This is a genomic window from Phytomonospora sp. NPDC050363 (assembly GCF_040655735.1).
Taxonomy (GTDB): Bacteria; Actinomycetota; Actinomycetes; order Mycobacteriales; family Micromonosporaceae; genus Phytomonospora.
The window spans coordinates 799,958-816,154 of sequence record NZ_JBFAKK010000001.1 but is presented as its reverse complement, the minus strand read 5'-3'; the positions used below and the strand labels follow the sequence as shown (position 1 = coordinate 816,154).

General features: G+C 71.5%; 14 protein-coding genes. 3 read left to right on the top strand and 11 right to left on the bottom strand.

Annotated elements, in window-relative coordinates:
* Nucleotides 1-229: 229 nt before the first annotated feature.
* Nucleotides 230-1,777 carry a tRNA (N6-isopentenyl adenosine(37)-C2)-methylthiotransferase MiaB gene (gene miaB / locus AB0I28_RS03560; RefSeq protein WP_357489102.1) on the bottom strand — a complete coding sequence of 516 codons (1,548 nt, stop codon included), beginning with the start codon at nt 1,775-1,777 and terminating at the stop codon, nt 230-232.
* A gap of 111 nt (nt 1,778-1,888) precedes the next feature.
* Between miaB and AB0I28_RS03555 the strand changes: the two genes are divergently transcribed.
* Nucleotides 1,889-2,566: a maleylpyruvate isomerase family mycothiol-dependent enzyme gene (locus AB0I28_RS03555; protein WP_357489101.1), complete on the top strand. Its 678-nt coding sequence runs from the start codon at nt 1,889-1,891 to the stop codon at nt 2,564-2,566.
* Here the strand turns inward: AB0I28_RS03555 and AB0I28_RS03550 are convergent.
* The 9 genes from AB0I28_RS03550 to AB0I28_RS03510 form a co-directional block, all read right to left on the bottom strand.
* The gene (locus AB0I28_RS03550; protein ID WP_357489100.1) at nt 2,563-4,005 is read right to left on the bottom strand and encodes a CYTH and CHAD domain-containing protein; all 1,443 of its coding nucleotides are present in this window, start codon (nt 4,003-4,005) and stop codon (nt 2,563-2,565) included. The genes AB0I28_RS03555 and AB0I28_RS03550 overlap by 4 nt on opposite strands.
* Before the next feature lie 79 nt (nt 4,006-4,084).
* Nucleotides 4,085-5,245 (bottom strand): winged helix DNA-binding domain-containing protein, encoded by a 1,161-nt coding sequence (locus AB0I28_RS03545; protein ID WP_357489099.1) that lies wholly within the window; start codon nt 5,243-5,245, stop codon nt 4,085-4,087.
* Nucleotides 5,242-5,691 carry a regulatory protein RecX gene (locus tag AB0I28_RS03540; RefSeq protein WP_357489299.1) on the bottom strand — a complete coding sequence of 150 codons (450 nt, stop codon included), beginning with the start codon at nt 5,689-5,691 and terminating at the stop codon, nt 5,242-5,244. The genes AB0I28_RS03545 and AB0I28_RS03540 overlap by 4 nt, the downstream gene beginning before the upstream one ends.
* Before the next feature lie 233 nt (nt 5,692-5,924).
* Nucleotides 5,925-6,626 (bottom strand): GAF and ANTAR domain-containing protein, encoded by a 702-nt coding sequence (locus AB0I28_RS03535; protein WP_357489098.1) that lies wholly within the window; start codon nt 6,624-6,626, stop codon nt 5,925-5,927.
* Nucleotides 6,627-6,705: 79 nt separating this feature from the next.
* Nucleotides 6,706-7,305, bottom strand: coding sequence for a GAF and ANTAR domain-containing protein (locus AB0I28_RS03530; RefSeq protein WP_357489097.1), 600 nt, complete (start codon nt 7,303-7,305; stop codon nt 6,706-6,708).
* A gap of 2,154 nt (nt 7,306-9,459) precedes the next feature.
* Nucleotides 9,460-10,509 (bottom strand): recombinase RecA, encoded by a 1,050-nt coding sequence (gene recA / locus AB0I28_RS03525; RefSeq protein ID WP_357489096.1) that lies wholly within the window; start codon nt 10,507-10,509, stop codon nt 9,460-9,462.
* Between the two features lie 186 nt (nt 10,510-10,695).
* Nucleotides 10,696-10,899: a DUF3046 domain-containing protein gene (locus AB0I28_RS03520; RefSeq protein ID WP_357489095.1), complete on the bottom strand. Its 204-nt coding sequence runs from the start codon at nt 10,897-10,899 to the stop codon at nt 10,696-10,698.
* A 12-nt stretch (nt 10,900-10,911) separates the two neighbouring features.
* Nucleotides 10,912-12,177, bottom strand: coding sequence for an MFS transporter (locus AB0I28_RS03515; protein ID WP_357489094.1), 1,266 nt, complete (start codon nt 12,175-12,177; stop codon nt 10,912-10,914).
* 68 nt (nt 12,178-12,245) lie between these two features.
* Nucleotides 12,246-13,571, bottom strand: a complete 1,326-nt coding sequence (locus tag AB0I28_RS03510; protein ID WP_357489093.1) for an aminotransferase class I/II-fold pyridoxal phosphate-dependent enzyme — start codon at nt 13,569-13,571, stop codon at nt 12,246-12,248.
* A gap of 35 nt (nt 13,572-13,606) precedes the next feature.
* Between AB0I28_RS03510 and AB0I28_RS03505 the strand changes: the two genes are divergently transcribed.
* Together AB0I28_RS03505 and leuE are read left to right on the top strand one after the other, a co-directional pair.
* On the top strand, nt 13,607-14,266 hold the full coding sequence (locus AB0I28_RS03505; protein WP_357489092.1) for a pyridoxamine 5'-phosphate oxidase family protein: 660 nt from the start codon (nt 13,607-13,609) through the stop codon (nt 14,264-14,266).
* A 5-nt stretch (nt 14,267-14,271) separates the two neighbouring features.
* Entirely contained in the window at nt 14,272-14,928 is a 657-nt protein-coding gene (leuE, locus tag AB0I28_RS03500) for a leucine efflux protein LeuE (protein ID WP_357489297.1), read from the top strand.
* Between the two features lie 40 nt (nt 14,929-14,968).
* Here leuE and AB0I28_RS03495 read toward each other — a convergent pair whose 3' ends face one another.
* Entirely contained in the window at nt 14,969-16,153 is a 1,185-nt protein-coding gene (locus AB0I28_RS03495) for a M20 family metallopeptidase (protein ID WP_357489091.1), read from the bottom strand.
* Nucleotides 16,154-16,197: the final 44 nt, after the last annotated feature.

The window sequence follows — 16,197 nt, the reverse complement described above, 5'->3', positions numbered from 1 at the left end:
TCGATGAGACGCGAGTCGTGGACGTCGGGCGCTTCGAGTGGTTCGGCGCGGGCCGGCGGATCCTCCCGCGCGGGACGGCGCTCCTGGCGCGCTGCGGGCCGGCGGTGGAGTTCTCGCTGGTGTCCGGGCGGGTCCTGGTCGTCAGCCTGGACGAGCCCGAACGCGCCCGCGACGCTTATGAGCGGATCCGGGCGCGCCATCTCGGCGCCCGGATCTTAGTTCCGGCGGGTCAGTGCCCGCCGCAGCCGCAGCCGCCCTCGTCGTCACCGGTCGCGCCGCCGACGCCGAGCTGGATGAGCGGCCGGGGAGCGCCGATGCCGGGCATGCCCAGGCTCACGCCGGGCAGCTTCGGGGTGTTCCCCGCCTCCCACGCGTCACCCGCACGGGTCTCGTGGTGTTCGAGGAGTTCACCGTCGGCGACGAGGTGGTGCGGGGCGGCATACGTGACGACCGTGCGGACGACGTCGCCGGGCCTCACGTGCGGCTCCACGAAGTCGCCGTCCTCGTCGACGAGCATGGTCGCGTCGAAGTGCACCAGGCGGCCGTCACGGGCGCGTCCGGACATGCGCCCGGTGGCCTCGTCCTTGCGGCCCTCGCCGGCGGCGACCAGGATCTCGATCTCCTGGCCCTCCAGCTTCTGGTTCTCCTCCCAGGCGATCGCGTTGACGAGCTCCACGAGCCGCTCGTAGCGTTCCTGGACGACGGCCTTGGGGAGCTGGCCCTCCATCTCGGCGGCGGGTGTGCCGGGGCGCTTGGAGTACTGGAAGGTGAAGGCTCCGGCGAAGCGCGCCTTGGCGACGACGTCGAGGGTGGCCTGGAAGTCCTCCTCGGTCTCGCCGGGGAAGCCGACGATGATGTCGGTGGTGATGGCCGCGTCGGGCATGGCCGCGCGCACCTTGTCCAGGATGCCGAGGAACTTCTCGGAGCGGTAGGAGCGCCGCATCGCCTTGAGGATCCGGTCGGAACCCGACTGAAGCGGCATGTGCAGCTGGTGGCAGACGTTGGGCGTCTCGGCCATGGCGGCGATGACGTCGTCGGTGAAGTCGCGCGGGTGCGGGCTGGTGAACCGGACCCGGTCGAGGCCCTCGATCTCGCCGCAGGCGCGCAGGAGCTTCGAGAACGCCTCGCGGTCGCCGAACTCCGCGCCGTAGGAGTTGACGTTCTGGCCCAGCAGGGTCACCTCGCTCACGCCCTCCTCGACCAGCGCGCGGACCTCGGCGAGGATGTCGCCGGGCCGGCGGTCCTTCTCCGTGCCGCGCAGCGCCGGGACGATGCAGAAGGTGCAGGTGTTGTTGCAGCCGACCGAGATCGACACCCAGCCCGAGTACGTCGACTCGCGACGGGTCGGCAGGGTCGAGGGGAAGACCTCCAGCGATTCGAGGATCTCCACCTCCGCGGCGGCGTTGTGCCGGGCTCGTTCGAGCAGCACCGGCAGCGAGCCGATGTTGTGGGTCCCGAAGACCACGTCGACCCAGGGCGCGCGCTTGACGATCTCACCGCGGTCCTTCTGGGCGAGGCAGCCGCCCACGGCGATCTGCATGCCCGGGTGGGCGTCCTTGACCGGCCGCAGATGCCCGAGGTTGCCGTAGAGGCGGTTGTCGGCGTTCTCCCGCACGGCGCAGGTGTTGAACACGACGACGTCGGCCGACTCCCCCGTATCGGCACGGCTGTAGCCGGCGTCCTCCAGGAGACCGCCGATGCGCTCGGAGTCGTGCACGTTCATCTGACAGCCGTACGTGCGTACCTCGTACGTCTTCACACCGATTTCCACAGACACCCGGCAAGAATAGTCGGGCGCCCGATCCGCACGCGCATGGCGTGATCGTGGTGACCGCCACGATGGCGGCCCCGGCCCCCCGGAGAGCTTCCCGGGCCTAGGCTCGACGACATGACCACCGACGCCTTCGACCACTTCGACCACGAGGCGGCGCGCATCGACGCCTTCTACACGGCCCTGGAGCCCGGCGGCTGGAACGCGCCCACCAGGTGTGCCGGATGGGACCGCAAGGACCTCCTGGCGCATCTGTGCGGCATCGAGGACTATGCCGAGGCCGGCCTCGACGGGACCGTCGCCGAGCACGCCCGCCATGACGGGCAGGAGCTCGGCTACGAGGACCTCAACGAGGCGCGCGTCACCGCGCTGCGGCCCCTCAGCACCGGCGAACTCCTCGCCAAGTGGCGCGCGCAGGTCGCCCGGATCCACCCCGAGCTGCGCGCCCGCGGCGGCGACGCGACCATCGACACCCATGCCGGGCCCTATCCCCTGGGCCGTCAGGTCTTCTACTTCGCCAGCGAGCTGGCCGTCCACGCCGACGACGCCGGGGTGCCCGTCACCGAGGACGAGCGGTCCGACAGGGATGCGTGGCGGGTCTGGTTCGCCCTGGACGCACTCCAGGAGGTGTCCCCCGACGTGGAGGCCAACGGCGCCGACGGCGTTTTCACCGTCCGGCTCGGCGAGGAGTCGGCCGAGCTGACCGCCGCCGACCTCGTCGAGGCCGCCGCCCGCAGGCTCCCCGAGGGCAGGCTCCCGGAGGCTCTCGGGCGTGCCCTCGTCGTACTGGCCTAACCCGAGATCCAGACCTCGTCGATGCCGTCCACGGCGGCGTGGGCGTCCCGGCGCTCGGTGCCGTAGAGGACCCCGAGGGTGAACGCCTCGCCCGGATCGGTCGCCGCCGTGACGGCTTCTCGGAGCTCGGCCATGGCGATCTGCCCGTCCTGGAAGCCACCGAGGGCCTCCTGCATGGCCTCGGCGTGCGCGGCCATGCGCTTGGCGGGCTTGCCGAGGGCGGGCCTGGCCGCCTCGGCGGCGTAGCGCGCCTGCTTGGCGAGTTTGCGCGCCTCGTGGCGGGCCTCGTCGGTCTCCGCGGACTCGTACGCCTCGGCGAAGCGCTCCCAGACGCGGCCGATGCGCTTGGTGAGCACCTTCGCCGCCGGCTGCCGCGCGCGGTCGGTGAAGGGAGGGAGGACCACCAGCGCGTCGAGGCCGTTGAGAAGGGTCAGGTAGCGACGTCCGCTGAGGGCGTCGTTGAGCGCCCGATAGGCCTCGGCCTCCCGCCGGTCGAGCGCGGCCAGCCACGCGGTGGGGCGCACGAGCCTGCTGTCGAGGGTGGCGAGGCGGGCGGTGAATCGCATGCGCAGGACCTCGAGGTCGCGCACGGCGCCGAGCTCGGCGGCCAGCCACGACAGCTCGCCGCGCAGTTCGGGGACGCGCTCGCGGTCGATGATCTTCCGATACGACTTCAGGGTGCTCCGGATGCGGCGCACCGCGACGCGCATGCGGTGGACGGCGTCGAACTCGGATCGCCTCGCCAAGGGGTCGTAGGCGAGGATCGCGGCGACCTGGCGTGCGAGGTAGGCGGTCACGGCGGCTCCGGCGGTGCCTTCCTCGCCCGCGGACGGCAGTGGCCGCGGCACACTGTCGCCGAGGGCACGGGCGAGAGTCGAGGCCGTCGAGGCGGGTTCGGCGCCGGCCTCGCGCAGGCGCTTCTCGACCTTCTTGAGGACCTCCGGCGGGCCGTGCACGAGTTCGGTCTCGACCTCCCGCCACGTCGTCTCGCTTCCGGCGTGCTCGGCGTGCACGGTGTCGTCGGCGAGTTCGGCCAGGACCCGTCCGTCGGCGTCGAGGAGCAGCCGTACGGTGCGGCGGGTGGTGAGGGTCGCGACGGGCTGGAGTGGGCGGCCGCGGGTGTGGGCGAGCAGAAGGCCCGCGAGTTCGGCCGGGGGCCCGTCGCCGGTGCCGAGGGGTGCGTGGAGTTCGACTCGGGTGCCCTTGGCGGCGGGGAGTTTGAGATGCCAGCCTTCGTCGGGGCCGCCTTCGCGGCGGCGGAGGGTGAGGCCGCCGGCGGCGAGGCGCAGGTCGTCGGTGTCGTGGTAGACGGCCGTGAGGGTGAAGGATTTGGGCGGGCCGGTGGTGGCCGCGCCGGTGAGGTCGGGGACGGTGAAGTCCCCCTCGACGTCGTATTTGCGCTCGGTCTCGACGGTCCTTGCGGTCTCCGCGTCGGCCACGGGTCGTCCCTTCGCTGGCGTCGGTTCAACGCTACCGAAGTCGGGCGTGCCGGCACCAGGGCCGCCGGCGGCGACTCGTTCAGGCGGTCAGTTCGCGTTCGGTCTGGGTGCGAAAGCGCGGTGTGACGCGGGTGTCGCCGAGCCAGGCCGCGACGCGGGCCGTTTCGGCGTCGACGGCGGTGCGCGCCTCGGTGCCCGGGTCCCCGAAGAGGCGCAGGACGATCTCGCCGTCGGCGCGCTGGGCCCAGGCGCCGATGACGCGGCCGTTCCACCAGACGGTGGCGCCGATGTTGCCGCTGCGGTCGAACAGTTCGGGGCGGTGGGCGGGGTCGAGGAACCAGTCACGGAACCGGCGCGCCATGGGCGCCGGGTCGAGGGCGGGGAGGAGCGCGGCCCAGGGTTCGGGCGTGGCGACGGGTTCGGTGTCGCCGGGCAGGACGTGGCCGGGTCCCTCGTCGAGGGTGACGGCTTCGGCGCCGATCCCGGCGAGCGCCTTGCGGACCTGCCCGGCCGGCCAGCCGGTCCACCATTTCAGGTCGGCCTCGGTGCCCGGGCCGTAGGCGGTGAGCCAGCGTCGGACGAGCTCTTGCTGGGCGTGTTCGCGGGTGACGGCGGCGGCCTCGGGCGCGAGGCTCCACCGGAACTGGCCGCTGATCCAGGAACCGCGCGGACGTCCGCGGACGATGCGGCCCTCCATCGCCATGAGGGTCAGCAGGCGGGTGCCGAGGCTCTGGGTGGACTCGTACGCCTTCCCTTCGCCATAGACGAACCGGCTGCGCAGTTCGGGTACGGCCGCGCCGAGTTCGGAGCCCGTGGCGGGTCCTTCGGCCAAGGCGGCGAGGACGGCCTTCTCGGCGGCGGCGAGTCTCGCGTCGTCGAAGCCCTGAGTGCCGATCAGGGAGACCAGGGTCTTGCGTTCGCGCTGGGCGATGGTGTCGGTGGTCGACGCCTGGACGGTGGGGACGAGGTCGGCGGGGAAGACGAAGACCGTGCGGCGCATGGCGTGCATGCGGACAAGCGTGCGGTCCTCGTACAGGGCCTGTTCGACGGCGGAGGCGTCGACGGTGCCGGTGCGCGCGGCGATGGACAGGTACACGGTGGCGGGATCGCTGCCGTGCAGCGCGACGAGGGCTTCGGCGACGGCTTCGGGACTGTCGGCGAGGTGCCCGGGCGCGAGGAGCTGGCGGACGCCGAGGCGGGCACGGCGCTCCTCGGCGCCGATGTGCCGGGCCGAGCTCATTCCTCGGGCTCCAGTTCCAGTTCCTCGGCAGCTTCGGCGATCATCTCCCGCACGACCGACATGGCGACGCCGGGCGGGTATCCCTTGCGGGCGAGCATTCCCACGAGCCTGCGCATCTTGGCGTCGGGCGCGACGGACGCGCTCATCCCGCGCAGCTTGCGGGCGACGAGTTCGCGCGCGGCGGCGCGCTCGGTCTCGTCGTCGAGCTGTTCGAGGGCGAGGGTGGCCAGTTCCTTGTCGACGCCCTTGCGGCGAAGCTCCTCCCCCAGCGCCCGGCGGGCGAGCCCTTTGCTGCGCTGGCGGCTGGTGACCCAGGCGTTGGCGAAGGCGGCGTCGTCGATCATGCCGACCTCGGCGTAGCGGTCGAGGACCTCGGTGATGACGTCCTCGCCGAACTCGCGTTTGGTGAGCGCCTCGGCCAGCTCCGCGTGCGTGCGGGGGCGCATCGAAAGAAGCCGCAGGCAGACCTCGCGGGCATGCTCACCGTCGAGGGGCTTGTGGCGGGTCTTCTCGGTGGGCTCAGTGTGCTCGGTGTTCTCGCCATCGGCGTTCCTGCGGCCGCCACGGCGGCGTGGGGTGAAGCTCATGCGGCGGCCTCCGGTCTCAGGAAAGTACGGTGATCACGATTCCACCACGTGGGTGTGACAGACGCCGGCCGGGAGGCTCCGGCGTGTGCGGATCAGACGCGCCCGGTGCCCTCGACTACGGCCCTGGCCAGCTCGGACAACCGTCGGCTGCCGCTGCGAGCCGCGCCGCGCAGGCGGTCGAAAGCCTCGTCCATGCCGAGACCATGGCGTTCGGCGACCACGCCCTTGGCCTGCTCGATGATGACGCGGCTGTTCAGTGCCGTCTGGAGCTGCTCGGCGAGCGTCTCGTGGTGGCGGATCGCGCGCGCCTGAAGGAGGCCGATGGTGGCGACGTCGGCGAGCGCCTGCGCGACGCGCAGCGTCTCCTCGGGGAGCAGGCCCTTCTCGGTGTGGAAGAGGTTCAGGGTGCCGATGACCGTCGCGCGCAGCCGCATCGGGAGCGCGTGTGTGGCGACGAAGCCCTCGTTGAGCGCGTGCGAGGTGAAGCGCGGCCAGCGGTCGGCGGCCTCGGCGAGATCGGGTACCGCGATCGCGCGGCCGGTGTGGAAGGCCTCGGCGCACGGTCCCTGGTTGGTCTGGATCTGGAAGAGTTCCAGCAGCCTGCTGCGCTCGCTGGAGGCGGCCATCACCTGGAGGCGGCCTCGCTGGTCGGTGAGCAGGATGCCGATGGCGGCGACTCCGAGCACTTTGACGCATCGCATGCTCACCTGGTGCAGGAAGTCCACCACGTCGAAGTCGTCGACGAGCGTGTCGGCGAGTTCGACGAAGGTCTCCGCCAAGATCTGATCGCGCATGTTCCGTTCACCTTCGCCATCGCATGGTTCCGGACGATTGACACAAGCCTCTCGCTTCCGCGTCAAATCCTCAACGTCCTCACCCGGCTTCCTCATCGTCCGGGTTGAAGCGGAGGCGACGTTCGACGACGTCCCGCGCCACATCGCCGAGCGGGCGGCCGTGCCGGAAGGCGAAGGCGCGCAACCGGGACAAGGCGATCTCCGCCGACACACCGAGCTGTACGAGGACCATACCGGTGGCCTGGTGGACTTCTCCCTGGTGCGCCGAGTGGTCCTCGCGGTGCCAGATGTCGTCGGCGGCGCCCGTGTGCGTGCCGCCCTCGGCCTCGGCGAGGAGAAGGGCGCAGGCTGCGTCGGCGAAGGCGAGGGCGTCGGAGATCTGGTCGGTGTTCAGCGATCCGGGGGTGGAGCGGTGGAGGTTGAGCGCGCCGAGGCGGATGGCGCCGACCTGCACGGGCAGCGCGAACATGGCGCGGACGCCGTTGGCCGACGCGTCGGCGACGAAGATCGGCCACCTCGCCCGCGCCTCGGGAGAGTCCACGTCGGACACGAGAACCGGTCCACCGTGGACGAAGGCGTCGATGGTGGGACCCTCGCCGAGGTCCAGCTGCCGGTCTTCGAGGTTCATGGACGTCTCGTCGGTGGCGTGGAGGGTCTCCCAGACGCTGGGGCTGGACATGAGCGTGACCGCCGCCCCGTCCACGTGCACGTCGTCGACCGCCGCCGCACACACGTGCTGGATACCGAAGGGCGCTCCCCGCGACTGCAACCCGACGCGAGTCCAGGCCCAGGCCCTCCGATCGCTACCGCTGCCGAGAGGCACGGCCGCCGCCACCCATCGCCCTGCGGCCGCCCCGGCCGGCGCTCGCTCGCCGGCGCGTGGGCACGCGCACGGCTGCGGTGATGCGGTGGGCGTGCGGGGGGATGGGGATGTTGCGGCTGCCGGCGTCGACGCCGTCCACAGGTCCTCCAGGCCGTCTGCGCGAGACGCGTTGTCGGGGTCTGGAACAACCGTCGGGTTCAGCCTAGCTGGCGGGCTTGGGCAGGGCGGGGTGGACGCGCGGGGGTGGGGGCCGAGCGGGGCCGAGCGGGGCGGAGAGGGCGGCGCAGGGGGGCGAGTGCGGCGTGAAGAGGGTGGCGGACCACGGCGGGTGGCGGGTGGCGGGTGAGGCGGTAGGGGTGAGGCGCGCGCGATGGGTGCGGCAGCGGGAAGACGTGAAGTCGCGGGTGGACGAGCGAAGAGAAGTGGTGGGGAAGAGCGCAGCGGGGTGGTCCGCGAACAACGGCAACGGGGCCGGTGCGGGGCGGTAGGAGGAGCGCCGCGAACGGGAGGCAACAGGTGGCGGAGGGCACCGGATGGGGCGAGGCGGCACTGCGACACGAGCGTTTCAGGCGCCGGCGCAAACAGACGAGGGCGTCTGCGTGGCAGGTACGGGAGGGGGTTATGAAAGGCATTGGGAGAGGAACGGTTGGGACGTCGATCGAGGCGAGGGGCGGGCGCGCGGTTGGAGGGGGCGCGATGAGTTGATGCCGGCAAGACAGAGCCGGTTACGGCCGCTGAGCCGGGCGCCGCCGGGATAGGCGGCAGTAGGGGCTGTTGTAGCGCTGGAAGAGGGCGGGCGGCATCCAGCTCGACTGGACCAACACCGCCCGCCGGGGCTCCGGCTGGACCGTGAGCCGCGCTGTTCTTTCGGTGGAGATTGGACGCCGGCGGCGGTGCGGGAGCTCTGGGCAGACCTCGGGTAGGGCGATGCTGGCAGCGGGCCTCAGCGGCCGCTCAAGGGCATTTGAGCGCGAGCGAACATGCGTGGCATGCCGCGATGTCGGCCGCTGGGTGCCGGTGGCGAGGTGCTAGGCACAGAATCGTTGGCGTTGGCGTTGGGACACAAGTCCCGGCAAGGGAGCGCGGCACCCGGCGGCACCCGGCGGCAGAGCGCCGGATCCAAACTGGATTCTGCGAACCTGGGATGGCCTGGAGGTCGGTGGCGGGGAGAGGACTGGGCGTCGAGCGGGCCGAACTGCCAGCGGTCATTGTCGGCTGGCGGGAGCAGGGGGCACGCGTTGCGTCAGCGCTCCACTCGGTCTTCCTGGCGCGGGAGATGGTCGGCGTGACGGCGCGGGCGAAATGGCCCCGAAAGTCGACGGGACGGTGCGACTCGTCGCGGAGACCGGTCTCGACCCCGACGCGGTGTCCCCGCTGCACGGATGGCGGGGAACGACCGTCGCGAAGGCGTCAGCGGGCGCCCCGGGGAACGGGCATGCCCGCCCTCCCCTGTCCGGCCCGATGAACGGGCGGGCAGCACGACGATCCGCCTCATCCCAAGGAGTGCTGCCTCCCCCGGACGTGCAGGGCGCCGAACCCGCCCTATCCGCACTGCGGCGTGGCCTCCCCGCTGCCCGCCCCGTCCTCGTGGGTGGCCGCACTCGCGTCCGGCGCGGCGCTATTCGGCCCCCGCTTCCCTCGCGGGCGGCGAACAGAGCGGCGAGCAGCGCAAGACCAACCCGCTCTCTCCCCGCCGCCCCTCCCCAGGCCGCGCGCCCACCCTCCCCCACGTCACGGGCGAATGCCGCGCGCCCAGAGCCCTCAGCCCACCTCAGTCGTCCCGACCCACAGCCCACAACGCGCCCACACCAACCCCTCTGCCCTCCCCCAAGCACGAACCACGCCCGGCGCGCAAGCGCGCGCCGGGCGTGGTTCGTCGTGCTCGGCCAAACCTCGCCGGAGTGGGCGGGCGCGGGTTGCGCTCGCCGTGCTCCGACCGCTGACTGTCCGCTCCCCCTTGGCGCGGTACCGGCCGGCCACCACCGCTGACCGGTAATCCGCGCCGGCGGCTCAGAAGTCGACCGGCTCGGCCTCGACCGTGGCCTCGTCGGCCGCCGGGGCGGAACCGCTGATGCCCAGCTTCTCCAGGATCTTCTTCTCGATCTCGTTGGACAGGTCGGCGTTCTCCTTCAGGAAGGCGCGGACCTTCTCCTTGCCCTGCCCGAGCTGGTCGCCCTCGTAGGTGTACCAGGCACCGGACTTGCGGATGATGTTCTGCTCCACGCCGACGTCGATGATCGAGCCCTCGCGGCTGATCCCCTGGCCGTAGACGATGTCGAACTCGGCGATCTTGAACGGCGAGCTGACCTTGTTCTTGACGACCTTGACCTTGGTGCGGTTGCCGACCGCGTCGCCGCCGTCCTTGAGGGTCTCGATGCGCCGCACGTCGAGGCGCACGGAGGCGTAGAACTTCAGCGCCTTACCACCGGTGGTGGTCTCGGGGCTGCCGAAGAACACGCCGACCTTCTCGCGGAGCTGGTTGATGAACACCGCGGTGGTGCCGGAGTTGCTGAGGGCACCGGTGAGCTTGCGCAGCGCCTGGCTCATCAGGCGCGCCTGGAGACCGACGTGGCTGTCGCCCATCTCGCCCTCGATCTCGGCGCGCGGCACCAGGGCCGCCACGGAGTCGATGACGATGATGTCGATCGCGCCCGAGCGGATCAGCATGTCGGTGATCTCGAGGGCCTGCTCACCGGTGTCGGGCTGGGACACCAGGAGGGCGTCGGTGTCGACGCCGAGGGCGGCGGCGTACTCGGGGTCGAGGGCGTGCTCGGCGTCGACGATCGCGGCGATGCCGCCTTCACGCTGGACGCTCGCGATCGCGTGCAGGGCGAGCGAGGTCTTACCGGAGGCCTCCGGACCGTAGATCTCCACGATCCGGCCGCGTGGGTAGCCACCGATGCCGAGGGCGACGTCGAGCGCGATCGATCCGGACGGGATCGCCCTGATGTCGGTCTTCGGGCGCTCGCCGAGGCGCATGACGGAGTTCTTGCCGAACTGCTTGTCGATCTGCGCCAGCGCCAAATCGAGCGCTTTCGTCTTGTCAACAGAAACAGCCATGCCCGACCCTCCTGAGACTGGGAATGAGTTTGTCTTCTTGGTCAGCGGTGGTTGTTTAGCCATGCCGGTCACGGTAGACCGCGGGTCTGACAACTCTGCGGCGGCGCGACCGAAGTGACTTTACCCGAACTGACGTTCGAGAGACGCGGAGGTGACGGGTTCGGCGCGTCTCGTACTCGCAGGGCCTCACCTGCGGATACGAGCGGGTACCCGCTCCCCGTACGCCGCGCACACCGCTCGCCAGATGAAACCGATGTCCTCACCGGCGGCGATCGCCTGTTCGATGGTTTTGCCCCGAAGCTGGGGCAGAACCTGGTCGGCGGCGACACTGGCGGCGTAGGCGGGCCCGAAAGTCTCGCCCATACGCTCCCAGAAGTCGGTCCGTCGCATGCTTCTCCTCCGTCAGTTCTTTCGCGCCCGCAGTGCCGCCACCGCGACGGGAACCGTCGTGACCGCGGCGCAGAGGGCGAGTATGGGGTATCCGGCCGCGTCCATGACCACGCCCGACAGCGCGCCGGCCACCGCGCCCGCGACACCCATGGTGACATCGGACAGGCCCTGCGCCGACGCGCGGCGCGCGACGTCCACCGACTCGGTCAGCAACGCCGATCCGGCGACCATGGTGCACGACCAGCCCAGGCCCAGCAAGACCAGCCCGGCGGCCAGCTGCGGCGTGCCGTCGCCGGCGGTGCCGGCCGTGGCGCAGGCGGCGAGGAGCAGGACGATGCCGGCGAGGATCACCGGGCGGCGCCCGAAACGGTCGGCGGCCCAGCCCACGATCGGCGAGAACGCGTACATCCCGGCGATGTGCAGGCTGATGACGATCCCGACGACGCCCTCGACGCTCATCCCGTGGCCTTCGTGGCCGCTCATGGTGTGTTCGATGTGGACCGGGGTCATCACCATGACCCCGACCATGATCACGTGCCCGAGCGCGACGGCGGTGATGCCCAGGAGTGCTCCGGGGTTGCCGCGCACGGCGCGCAGTCCGGCGCCGAGTCCGCGTTCGGACTTGTGCATCGGTGGCGCGTCGGCGGCGACACGGGCGACGAGGAGCGGGTCGGGCCTCAGCATGAACCACAGGATGAGGCCGGCGACGACGAAGCCGAGGGCGCTGACCACGAAGGGGCCGGCGTACTCGGGCAGACCGAAGTTATCGCGCACAAAGCCATCGGCGAAGGGCATGAGGCCGGGACCCGCCACGGCGCCCACGGTCGTCGCCCACACGATCATCGACAGCTGCCTGCCGCGCCGGGAGGGTTCGGAGAGGTCGGTCGCGGCGTAGCGGGCCTGGAGGTTGGCGGCGGTTCCTCCGCCGAAGAAGAACATGCCGAGGAAGGCCAGCGCGGCGGAGTCGGCGACGATCGCGGCGACCAGGATCGACGAGCCGATGATCCCGGCCGTGTAGGCGAGCGCGAGTCCCGGCCGCCGTCCGTAGGAGTTGGTGACGCGTACGACGGGGATGGCGATGATGGCCCCGCCGATGACCGAGAGCGCCTGGCCGAAGCCGGACAGTCCGGGCCCGCCGGTGAGGTGGTAGAGCAGGAGGGATCCCACGGAGACGCCCATGGCGACACCGACGCCGCCGAGGATCTGGGTGGTGGCGAGCAGGCGGATGGTGCGTCGCTGCAGTCGGGGAATGTCGACTGCGGGGGTCGTCGCGGTCACGCTGGTGACTCCTGGGTAAGGGGTGAGGTTGGGGTCGATCCTTATCGAATCGGGCGGGTGGCGCAAGGTCAGCGCCGGAGGGCGCCCGGACGGGGTGCGCTGGCGGCTTCGGCGACGGCGTCGGCGAGGGCACGGATCTCGCCGGGGTCGGTGAGAGGGCTGATGGTGATGCGGATGCCGGGCGCCGAGCGGAGGCGGTTGATCGCTCCGGGGCTGACGGCGTAGCCGCGGTCGCGCAGGGCGGTGACGACTTCGGTCTCGTGTGGGACGGGGATCCAGACGTTGAGTCCGGTGTGTCCGGTGGCAGTGATCCCCCGGGCGCGGAGTTCGCGCAGGAGGGTTTCGCGCCTGGTGCGGTAGGCGTCGCGGGCTTGGGCGACGACGTCCTCGGTCGCGGGGTCCTGCCAGAGTCCGAGGACGAGGTGCTGGAGGACGGTGGAGACCCATCCGGCGCCCAGGCGCATGCGGCCTTCGACGCGCGCGACGGTGGCGTCGTCTCCGGTGGCGACGGCCAGGCGCAGGTCCGGACCGTAGGGCTTGGAGACCGAGCGGACGAAGAGCCAGTGGGAGGTGCCGCCGACGACGGGGTGGAGCGGGTCGTCGGCGAGTTCGGCCCAGTGGTCGTCTTCGATGACGAAGGTGGCGGGGTGGGCGTCGAGGAGTTGGCGGAGGCCTGCGGCGCGGTGTGCGGTGACGACGGCGCCGGTGGGGTTGTGGGCGCGACTGGTGACGACGACGGCGCGGGCGCCTTTTCGCAGGGCGGCTCGCATGCCTTCGACGGTGGGGCCTTCGGCGTCGACCGGTACGGGTACGGCGTGCATGCCGAGGGCGGCGATGAGGTCGCGGAGGTTGCCCCAGCAGGGGTCTTCGACGGCGACGGAGTCCCCGACGGACAGGTGGACCGACAGGCCGCGTTCGATGGCGTCGAGGGCGCCGGAGGTGAAGGTGACGGCACCCGGAGGAAGGCCGTCGGCGCCCAGGCGTTCCCGGGCGAGGCCGGCGAGTTGCGGGCAGGGGCCGGCGTCACGGTAGCCGGAGGGTCGGGTGGGAACGGCGGCCAGTGCCGCGGTGAGGTCGGGAAGCAGGGCGGGGTCGGGTTCGCCGCTGTTGAGTCCGATCACCCCGGGAGGGAGGGTGGCGGGGCCGCGGTGAGTCAGGGGCGGCCGTTGCCGGACGTGGGTGCCGTGGCGGCCGGCGGTCTCGATCATGCCGCGCTGCCGCAGGGTGCGGTAGGCGGCGGCGACGGTGGCCACGGCGAGGCCGAGGTCTTCGGCGAGGCGCCGGACTGGAGGCAGGGGCGCGCCGGGCGGGAGTGTGCCGTCGCGAACGGCGGTCTCGACGCCGGCGATTATCTCGGCGGCGTTCGCACCGCTCGGCTGGTATTGTTCTGCCACAATTTCGAGATTGTACTAGCACAAAGGAGTCCGTGGTGACCTACCCCCGAACGGACCGCACGACCTCCCTGCGCGTGCCCGAGAAGCTCGGCTACGACGTCGAAGCCGCCAACGCGATCCTCGACGAGGCGCACGTATGCCACGTCGGGTACGTCGCCGCCGACGGCCTCCCCCGCGTACTGCCGACCGTCCACGCGCGCCTGGGCGACGTCCTCTACGTACACGGCTCGACCGGGAGCCGCGCCATGCTCGAAGGACGCGGCGACGGCCTCGACGTCTGCGTCACCGTCACCCTCCTCGACGGCCTCATCTACAGCCGCGCCTGGTTCCACCACTCCGCCAACTACCGCTGCGTCATCGCCCACGGCAAGGCGCGGTTGGTGAGCGACGCCGAGGAGAAGTGGACGGCGCTGGAGCGGATCGTCGACACCTACGGCGACGGCCGCGCGGCTGCCTCTCGACCCCCGACTCCCAAGGAGCTGGCGCAGACGGCGGTCCTGGCGCTGCCGCTGACGGAGGTCTCCGTCAAGGTCCGCACCGGCGGTCCCAAGGACGAACCCGAGGACCTCGACCTCCCCTACTGGGCGGGGGTCGTGCCGCTGAGCCTCACACCCGGCGCACCGGTGGCCGACGAAGGTGTGACGGCCGCCCCACCCGCGCATCTTGCCCGTGCGGGCGCGACCGTGCAGTCTTGAGCACCATGTGGGGTGTCACGAACATCTGGGCGTACGTCATCGGAACGGTCCTGATCATTCTCCTGCCCGGGCCGAACTCGCTGTACGTCCTGAGCGTCGCCGCCCGCCGGGGCGTGCGCGACGGCTACAAGGCCGCCTCGGCGGTCTTCATCGGCGACACCGTGCTGATGGTGGCCTCGGCCGCGGGCGCCGCCTCCCTCCTGGAGACGTCGCCGACGATCTTCGCGATCGTCAAGTACGCCGGCGCGGCCTACCTCATCTGGATGGGGTTCAACCTCGTCCGCGAGGCCGTCCGCACCTGGCGGACCCGCCACGCCGCGCAGGTGGACGCCCCGCCGGAGGTCGCGCAGGGCAGGCAGGAGCGGCCGTTTCAGCGCGCGCTGATCGCCAGTCTGCTCAATCCGAAGGCGATCCTCTTCTTCGTCTCCTTCTTCGCCCAGTTCGTCGATCCGAACTACGCCTACCCGGCCCTGACCTTCCTGGTCCTCGGCATCATCGTGCAGATCTGCAGCCTGAGCTACCTGACCCTGCTGATCTTCGCCGGAACGGGGCTGGCCAGCGCCTTCCGGCGCCGCAAGAAGCTCGCCTCGGCCGGATCGGCGACCGTGGGCGCGGTCCTCATCGGCTTCGCGGCGAAGCTCGCGACCTCCAGCATGGGCTGAGCCTCCCGCCCCTTCGAGCGGCGGGAGGCCGTCCACGCGGCTAATTCAGGCGGCGCATCGCGAGTTCGGCCAGCAGCGCCGCGCCGTCGGCGACCACGCCGTCGTCGAAGGCGGCGCGAGGCGAGTGGTTGCTGGGCGCCGTGGCGAACTCCTCGTCCCGGCACGCGCCGAGGAACACGTAGGCGCCGGGGACCCGCTCAAGGATCCGGGAGAAGTCCTCCGACCCCATCATCGGGTCCTTCAGCTCGCTGAAGCGCTCGGGACCGAAGACGTCGCGGACCGTCTCGGCGACGAAGAGGTGCTCGTCGCCGTCGTTGATCGTGGCCGGGTACTCGTCCTCGAAGCGGACCTCGGAGCGCAGCCCGTGGGACTCGGCGATGCCCTCGCAGATCCGCACGGCGTGCTCGCGGACCTGCTTGCCCGCCTCGGCGGAGAAGGTGCGTACGGTGGCCTCGAAGACGGCCTCGTCGGGAATGATGTTGCGGCGGGTCCCGGCGTGGAAGGTGCCGACGGTGATCACGACCGGCTCGAACACGTCGATGCGGCGCGACAGCATGGTCTGGAGCGCGGTGACCATCTCGCAGGCCGCGGGGACCGGATCGAGCGCGTCGTGGGGGCGAGAGCCGTGCCCGCCCTCGCCGATGACGCGCACGAACAATCCCGCCGATGCGGCCATGAGCGGGCCGGGCCGCGACGTGAACACCCCGCGCGGCAGCATCCCCGACGTGACGTGGATGCCATAGGCGTAGTCGGCGGGCCGCCCGGCTGCTTCGACGACCCCCTCGGCGATCATGTGCCCGGCGCCGTCGAAGCCCTCCTCGCCCGGCTGGAACATGAACACCACGTCTCCCGCGAGCTCATCGCGACGCGCGGCCAGCAGGCGGGCGGCACCGACGAGACCGGCGGTGTGGAGGTCGTGGCCGCAGGCGTGCATGACGCCGTCGACGGTGGAGGTGAACTCCTCCCCCGCCAGTTCGGTCACCGGGAGGGCGTCCATGTCGCCGCGCAGGAGCACGACGGGGCCCGGACGTCCGCCGCGCAGGACCGCGGTGACCGAGGACAGCGCCTCGCCCCTGGTGATCTCCAGTCCGAGCGGCGACAGCGCGGCGAGGACCTTCTCCTGGGTGCGGGGCAGGTCGAGACCGATCTCGGGTTCGCGGTGCAGGGCGCGGCGCAGCGCGACCAGCTCCCCGGAGATCACGGCGGCGTCTTCTCGCAGGCTCATGGCTCACTCCTACCTTCGTACGGCACGGGTGCGGCCGAGCCTAG

Excerpts from the sequence above, each read along its gene's own strand:
- AB0I28_RS03530 (WP_357489097.1), bottom strand. The coding sequence starts at position 7,305 with ATGTCCAGCCCCAGCGTCTGGGAGACCCTCCACGCCACCGACGAGACG.
- recA (WP_357489096.1), bottom strand. The coding sequence starts at position 10,509 with ATGGCTGTTTCTGTTGACAAGACGAAAGCGCTCGATTTGGCGCTGGCG.
- AB0I28_RS03495 (WP_357489091.1), bottom strand. The coding sequence starts at position 16,153 with ATGAGCCTGCGAGAAGACGCCGCCGTGATCTCCGGGGAGCTGGTCGCG.
- AB0I28_RS03540 (WP_357489299.1), bottom strand. The coding sequence starts at position 5,691 with ATGCGCCCCCGCACGCACGCGGAGCTGGCCGAGGCGCTCACCAAACGC.
- AB0I28_RS03535 (WP_357489098.1), bottom strand. The coding sequence starts at position 6,626 with ATGCGCGATCAGATCTTGGCGGAGACCTTCGTCGAACTCGCCGACACG.
- AB0I28_RS03545 (WP_357489099.1), bottom strand. The coding sequence starts at position 5,245 with ATGAGCTCGGCCCGGCACATCGGCGCCGAGGAGCGCCGTGCCCGCCTC.
- AB0I28_RS03555 (WP_357489101.1), top strand. The coding sequence starts at position 1,889 with ATGACCACCGACGCCTTCGACCACTTCGACCACGAGGCGGCGCGCATC.
- leuE (WP_357489297.1), top strand. The coding sequence starts at position 14,272 with ATGTGGGGTGTCACGAACATCTGGGCGTACGTCATCGGAACGGTCCTG.
- AB0I28_RS03520 (WP_357489095.1), bottom strand. The coding sequence starts at position 10,899 with ATGCGACGGACCGACTTCTGGGAGCGTATGGGCGAGACTTTCGGGCCC.